6 protein-coding genes are annotated in these 6,961 nt (G+C 64.8%); 2 read left to right on the top strand and 4 right to left on the bottom strand.

Annotated features, from left to right (window positions below; translation table 11 throughout):
• Positions 1 to 88: 88 nt before the first annotated feature.
• A complete protein-coding gene (locus tag NUU27_RS24355; protein ID WP_257764890.1) occupies positions 89 to 1,108 on the bottom strand; it encodes an ABC transporter substrate-binding protein in 1,020 nt (339 codons plus the stop codon).
• Between the two features lie 113 nt (positions 1,109 to 1,221).
• Here NUU27_RS24355 and NUU27_RS24350 point away from each other — a divergent pair, with 113 nt between their 5' ends.
• Both NUU27_RS24350 and NUU27_RS24345 read left to right on the top strand, forming a co-directional pair.
• On the top strand, positions 1,222 to 1,461 hold the full coding sequence (locus NUU27_RS24350) for a hypothetical protein (protein WP_257764889.1): 240 nt from the start codon (positions 1,222 to 1,224) through the stop codon (positions 1,459 to 1,461).
• A gap of 53 nt (positions 1,462 to 1,514) precedes the next feature.
• Positions 1,515 to 2,609: a YeeE/YedE family protein gene (locus NUU27_RS24345; protein ID WP_257764888.1), complete on the top strand. Its 1,095-nt coding sequence runs from the start codon at positions 1,515 to 1,517 to the stop codon at positions 2,607 to 2,609.
• Here NUU27_RS24345 and NUU27_RS24340 read toward each other — a convergent pair whose 3' ends face one another.
• The 3 genes from NUU27_RS24340 to soxB form a co-directional block, all read right to left on the bottom strand.
• Entirely contained in the window at positions 2,610 to 3,719 is a 1,110-nt protein-coding gene (locus NUU27_RS24340) for a c-type cytochrome (protein WP_257764887.1), read from the bottom strand. It abuts the gene before it with no gap.
• The gene (gene soxC / locus NUU27_RS24335) at positions 3,703 to 4,965 is read right to left on the bottom strand and encodes a sulfite dehydrogenase (protein WP_257764886.1); all 1,263 of its coding nucleotides are present in this window, start codon (positions 4,963 to 4,965) and stop codon (positions 3,703 to 3,705) included. Before soxC ends, NUU27_RS24340 begins: the two co-directional genes overlap by 17 nt.
• Before the next feature lie 173 nt (positions 4,966 to 5,138).
• Positions 5,139 to 6,830, bottom strand: coding sequence for a thiosulfohydrolase SoxB (gene soxB / locus NUU27_RS24330; RefSeq protein ID WP_257764885.1), 1,692 nt, complete (start codon positions 6,828 to 6,830; stop codon positions 5,139 to 5,141).
• Positions 6,831 to 6,961 lie beyond the last annotated feature (131 nt).

The following is a 6,961-nucleotide window of genomic DNA, read 5'->3' as shown; positions in this document are numbered from 1 at the left end:
AGCTTGGCGCGGGGCGGGGAGAAGGAGCCGGCAGGCGGATAGGGGCCGGCGCAACGCTTTCGTCACTGTGCGCTGCGCAACGCAAACCCTACTTGAACAGCGCTTCGGCTTCCTCGATGGAGAGCGCGCTGGTGTAGGAGTAATAGCCGGGCTTGCCCTCCATGGATGCGGCGGCTTCGGCAAGGTTGTCGGAACTGATGAAGGGAATCGGCAGATACATGGCGTTGCCATATTGTCCGGCCGTGGCGGGTTCCTTCAGCTCGCGCCCTTGAAGCATGAGAACGGCGACGTTCAAGGCGCTCGCCATGACGCCGGGCGGGTTCACCGAGGCGCCGGAGTTCAGCTTGTTCTCGGTCCAGATGTCGATGAAGTCCTTGCGGATTTCGCCGGTCGCGGCGATGTCGCCGGCTTTGCCGGCGTCCATGATCGAGCGCCAGGCGCCGGCGGCCATGCCGTCCTGCACCCATACGCCGTCGATGTCGGGATAGGTGGCGATGAGGTTCTGCATGGCCTGCTGACCCTGGGCCTGGTCCCAATTGGCGTTGACCTCGTTGACGATCTCGATGCCGTCATGCTCGCCGAAGACCTCGCGATAGCCGGCAACGCGCATCTCGTTTGCCGGATGTCCGGCGACGCCGTTGATGGCGACGATCTTGCCCTTGCCGTCCAGGGTCCCGGCCAGCCATTTGGCGCTTTCCATCGCCCAGCCCTTCTGGTCGATGCCTACATAGATCGCGTCGGGCGAGGAGACTTCCGCATCGGTCGCGATCACCAGGATGCCGGCTTCCTTGGCCTGCGCGAAGACCGGATCGAAGGCCGTCGGGCTGTTCGGGTTGATGATGATCGCATCGACGCCCTGGCTGATGAAGTTGCGCACATGGGCGATCTGGCCGGGCACGTCGACATTGGCGCTCTGTGCCACGACCTCGACATTGACGCCGCGCTCCTTCCACTTGGCGGCTGCTTCCTCAGCCTCCTCGATCATCTGCGTGCGCCATTCGCTGCCGACCCAGCCATTGGACAGGCCGATCTTGAAATCTTCCGCAAATGCCGGAAGCACCGTGCCGGCGAGAGCGGCGGCGACGGCGATCGTTGCCAATCGTTTCATGAAACTCCTCCCTGGTAAGGTGTGTTGCCGGCCCGAAAACGTTCTTCGCCGGCGTCACAAGCCGATTGTTCCCTTGGCATGCCTCCACGCAGCGGAACCGATGCGTCATGCCAATGAAATCGATTGTATTGAAAATGAAATCGATTTCAATAGGCATTTATGGTGCGCCGCTCAATGTGGCCGCAGGCACCGCTCGCAAGGTTTGCTGGGTCTTGCCTGAATCCGGTGAAACCTTGCAACAGCGGCGCTATCACGATAGCAGATGGGCGCTGAACGCGAAGGCCTGTTGCGCCGGGATTTTGCGCAAAGGCATTCCATCGGATGCACCATCGGCGCAAATCCATACCCTCTAATCGGCACTGTCTTGCCGTATCTTGAAAAATCAGTCTACCGGAGACGGAGAACCATGGATTTTGTGCCTCTGATTGACCGCTTCGGCGAGAACGGCGCGCTGCTCGTGGGCGGGGCGGTGGTCGGCGCCGCCTTCGGCATTTTTGCCCAGCGCAGCCGCTTTTGCACCCGTTCCGCCGTGCTCGACCTGACGCGCGGCCGCGACCTGCAGGCGCTTGCCGTGTGGGCCGCGGGTTTCGCGGTTGCGGTGCTGGGCGTGCAATTGCTTCTGGCGCAGGGGCAGCTCAATGTCGCCGAGACGCGCTTCTTCTCCACTGCCCAGAGCCTCTCCGGCGCCCTGATCGGCGGCGGCCTGTTCGGGGTCGGCATGGTGCTGGCGCGCGGATGCGCGTCGCGCCTCCTGGTGCTGACCGCTTCGGGCAATCTGCGGGCGCTCTATTCGTCGCTCGTCGTCGCCCTTGTGGGGCTCGCCACCTACAGCGGTTTCCTGGTGCCGGCGCGCGACGCGGTCTCGGCCCTGTGGAGTTCCGCCGATGTCGGCGGCAACGACATCCTCGCCCATGCCGGTCTCGCCCGCTGGGCCGGCGTCGGCCTCGGTGCGCTCCTTGTTCTCGCGGCGCTCGGCCTTGCCATCAAGGCGCGGCCGTCGCTGTGGCGCCTTCTGGGCGGTGTCGGCGTCGGCCTGGCCGTCGTGGCCGGCTGGTGGTTCACCTACGCCATCTCGCTGCAGCTCTTCGAGCCGATCCAGGCCGAAAGCCTTTCCTACATCCGCCCGCTGGCGACCACCGGCGCATTCGCGGCGGGTGGCGGTACGGCAGGTCTCGACCAGGGCGTCCTGATCGGCACGCTGCTCGGGGCTCTGGTGGCGGCCGTGGCATTCCGCGATTTCCGCATCGCCACATTCGCCGAGCCCGGCACGCCGTCGATCCTGCGCTATACGCTGGGGGCCGTGCTGATGGGCTTCGGCGGGATTCTCGCCGTCGGCTGCACCATCGGCGCCGGCTTCACCGGCGGCTCGGTGCTGGCTCTGTCCTCCGTGGCAGGCCTCGCGGCGATGATCGCCGGCGCCGCGGTCGCCGACCGTTTCGTCGATCGTCCGGTGCGTGCTGGAACGCGGGAGCATCGAGCGAGCCCCGCTCCCGCCGAATGACTATTCGATGGAGGGGGAGCCCTCTCCATCCTCGGCGTCGGGTGTGACGTCGAGAACCGCGGCGTGCATGGTGATCTCGGCCTTGCCCGGCCGGCAGTCGTTCATGCACGGCTCGGCTTTGCCGGCGTAGTGCGGTTCTGACAGGCGGTCGTCGTCGATGAAGCCATCCTTGTTCGGCATCTCGACCGACGTGAAATTGTCGCGGCTGAGCTCGAAATCCTCGTCCGTGACGATGTCGTTGAGATAGAGCACGTAGGCGGTCAGCGCATAGACGTCGTCATCGGACAAGGAGCGCGCATTGCCGAAGGGCATGGCGCGCCGGATATAGTCGTAGACGGTGGACAGGTACGGCCAATAGGAGCCGATGGTCTTGACCGGGCGGTCGTTGGTCAGCGTGTCCTGGCCGCCGGCCAGCACTGGCCAGCGGCCGATCGCTTCCCCGAAATCGCCATGACAGGCAGCGCACTGATCGGTGAACAGAGCTTCGCCCTCGGCGACGGTGCCACGCCCCTCGGGCAGGCCATGGCCGTCCGGGCGCACGTCGATGTCCCATGCGGCGATCTCGTCGGCGGTCGCCGGGCGGCCCAGATGGAAGACGCCATGCGTCTTCGGGGCAGCGTCCGGGGCGGGCGCCGCCTCGGCCTTCCTTTCCTCCGTCGGGGCCGGAGCCTCGCTCTTCCTTTCCGGCTCGGCTTCTTTTTCCTCAGGAGCTGCCGCACCGCTCGTATGGGTCTTGAGATAGGCGAGGAGATCGTCGATCTCCTCCTTCTTCTTCAGGCCCGCAAAGGCCATCTTCGTGCCCTTCACATAACCGCGCGGGGCGGCAAGATAGGCGTGCAGAGTCTCGTCGTTCCAGACGAGCCCCTCCTCGCCGGCTTTCGTCATCGCCGGCGAGTATTTGTATCCCTCGGCCGTGCCGGCCGTTCTGCCGAACAGGTCGTTCAGCTCGGGTCCCACCTTGTGCTTGGCACCCTCGCCGACGGCATGGCAGGCCTTGCACTTGTTGAACACCTTGGCGCCGTCCTCGGCATCGGGATCGGCCCACGCCACATTGTTGCAGAGGAGGGACAGCGGGGCGAGCACTGCAAGGGTCTTAAGAAATTTCGACATTCTCGACTGCTCCGTCCGTCGCGACATGCCAGGTCTGGATGCCATTGTTGTGGTAGATCGAATTCGGGCCGCGCGCGGCGCGCAATTCCTGCTTCGTCGGCTGGACGAAACCGGCTTCGTCCATAGCGCGCGATTGCAGGAAAAGCTCCGAACCGTCCCAGTCGAACTCGTGATAGAAGCGGTGCAGCGCCTTGGGTAAGCTCGGGCCGTCGAGCCGCGCCGTCACCCAGTTGCGCCCGCCGTCGAGCGAGACGTCGACCCGCTTGATTCTGCCGGTGCCCGACCAGGCAAGACCGGTGACGACGGTGCGTCCCCTGCCATGAGTGATGGGTGCCTGGGGGCTGGGGCTGGTGATGACGGATTTGACGTCCATCAGGAAGGTGAAGCGCCGCGCCTTTCCGTTGGCCAGCAGGTCGGTGTATTTCGAGGTCTCCTCGCGGGCCTGCCACGGCTCGTCGCCCACTTCCAGGCGACGCAGCCACTTCACCCACATATTGCCCTCCCAGCCGGGAACCACCAGCCGCAGCGGATAGCCCTGTTCGGGCCGCAGCGCCTCGCCGTTCATCCTGAAGGCGACGAGGCAGTCCTCCATCGCCTTCTCCATGGGAATCGAGCGTGTCATGGCGGAGGCGTCGGCGCCTTCCGGCATGACCCATTTGCCGTTCGTCTTCACGCCAGCTTCATCGAGCAGGTGCTTCAGCTTCACGCCCGTATACATCACGCAATGGATCATGCCGTGCGTGTACTGGCAGCCGTTCAGCTGGGCGCCGCGCCATTCCATGCCGGAATTCGCCGCGCATTCGAGGAAATAGACGTGGTTCTCGCGCGGAAAGCGCATCAGGTCCGCCATGGTGAAGACCAGCGGCGTCTCGACGAGGCCGTTGATCATCAGCCTGTGCTTGTGCGGATCGATCTCGGCGACACCGGCATGATGCCGTTCGAAGCACAGGCCGTTGGGGGTGATGATGCCGTCAAGCTCGTGCAACGGCGTGAAATTGACCGAGGAGACCGGATCCGCCGTCAGCCAAGCCACATTGCGGCGCACCACGCCGGCTTCGAATTTCGAGGGCTTGCCGTAAGGGCTGGCGTCGACCCCGGGGCCGGAATAGCGGTTCCAGTCCTGGATCTCGGTGATGGCCGGATCGCCTTCGGCGCGTGCCGGCGCGGCAAGACCGGCGGCGGCAAGCGCCGCGCCTGCCCCCAGCCCGCCCTTCATGAAGCTGCGTCTTGTCGGTGTGTTCGTCATGAGTGCGATCCGGCTCCTCTACCGAATGAGCATACAAATAAACATATGAATTTTTCTATATATCAGGATGGACTCAGCCTGTCCAACGCCGCTGCGCATCGTCCGCGATCATTGCCTGAAAAGATCCTGCGTTGAGAGAAGATGCCGGCACCCCGCGCCGGCAGGCTTGTCGCTTAACCGGCAACCTTGACGGAGCGGTTTTCCTCGATCTGGACCAGCGGATTGCGGGTGAGGTACTCCTCGACCACATCCCAGATCGGCGGCCCTTCCGTCGTCTCGCTGACGGAGGCCCAGCCGGCCACCGTGTAGTCGTGCAAGGGCTCGACGGCTTCGCCGGTCTTCAGCAGCGTCATGCCCGAGATGCGGTTGCCGATCGTCTCGCCGGGATCGATCTTGTACCCCATGCCGCCGACGCGCACCATGTCGCCGCCTTGCTGGTAATAGGGATCCTCGTTGAACAGATTGTCGGCGACATCTTCCAGGATGTTCTTGATCGTCTCGCCATTCATGGTCGAGCGATAGGCTGCCGGGTAGGTCATGGCGCAGGCATTGTGCAGATCCTCGACCGTGATCGCCTGGCCGGGCAGCACCGACGTGCCCCAGCGGAACCCCGGCGACAGGGCGATGTCGGCCTCCCGCACGTCGAGCAGGGCCTGGCAGATCAGGTCGTCGAACGTGCCGTTGAAATTGCCGCGCCGGTAGAGCAGCGTGTCGGTGCGGCCGAGCTCCCGCTTCAACTCTTTCGCATAGGGCGCGCGCAGTTCCTCGACGAGCTTGGCCATGTCCGCATCGGGTGTGATGACATCGGAGAAGACGGGGATCAGGCGATGCCGGAAGCCCTTCATCGCGCCGCCCTGCACGTCGACATCGAGCCGGGTGACGAATTTGCCGTGCGACCCGCTGGCGATCAGCAGCGTCTTGCCGACCAGAACGGGCTCGGGCAGGGCGTCGTGCGTGTGGCCGGTGAGGATGATGTCGATGCCCTCGACGCGCCCGGCCATGGCCCGGTCGACGTCGAAACCGTTGTGCGACAACAGCACGACCAGATCGGCACCCTCCTCACGGGCGGCCGCCACGTTGGCCGCGACGTCGTCTTCGCGGATGCCGAACGACCAGTTGGGGAACATCCAGCGCGGGTTGGCGATCGGCGTGTAGGGAAAGGCCTGGCCGATGACGGCGATGTTCACGCCGCCGCGCTCGAACATGGTGTAGGCCTCGAAGGCCGGCTCGTTCCATTCGGCGTCGTAGATGTTGCCGCCGAGAAAAGGGAACGGCAGGCTGTCGATGATCTCGGTCACCCGGTCGGTGCCGTAGGTGAATTCCCAATGGCCCGTCATCGCATCGGGCTGCAGGGAGTTCATCGCCGTGACCATGTCCTGGCCCTTGGTTTTGAGCGAGGTGTAGCTGCCCTGCCAGGTGTCGCCGCCATCGAGCAGCAGCGTGTTGTCGCCGCGTTCGGCGCGGATGCGCTTGACGATGGTGGCGATCCGGTCAAGGCCGCCCATCTTGCCATAGGCCTGGGCAAGGGCTGCGAAATCCTGAGGTGTCAGCGCATAGGCGTGCGGGCTCATCGGCTCGATGCCGTAGAGCTTCAGGAAGTCCTCTCCCGTCACATGCGGCGGCAGGCCGGCCGCCGCGCCGACGCCGAGATTGACCGACGGCTCGCGGAAATAGACCGGCATCAGCTGGGCGTGGATATCGGTCACGTGGACCAGCGTGACGTTGCCGAACGCATCGAAGTCGAGCAGGTCGTTCTCGCTCAGCCTCTGCTGCGCGGCCGCGCGCGACCAGCCGCCGATCAGTCCGGGCCCGGCCACTGCCGAAAGAGCGGCGCCCGCCATCAGGAATTCGCGTCGTGAAAGCATGGAAGGCTCCGTGGTCTGGGTGCGTAAGGGAAGGCTGATGCGATGATGGACAGCCGGGTCGTATGGATCAACCGCCGGTGCTGCCCCTCATCCGCCTGCCGGCTCCTTCTCCCCGCAGGCGGGGAGAAGGA

It is taken from the genome of Nitratireductor sp. ZSWI3, from assembly GCF_024655565.1.
Taxonomy (GTDB): Bacteria; Pseudomonadota; Alphaproteobacteria; order Rhizobiales; family Rhizobiaceae; genus Nitratireductor.
This window is presented reverse-complemented; position numbering and strand designations above follow the sequence as displayed.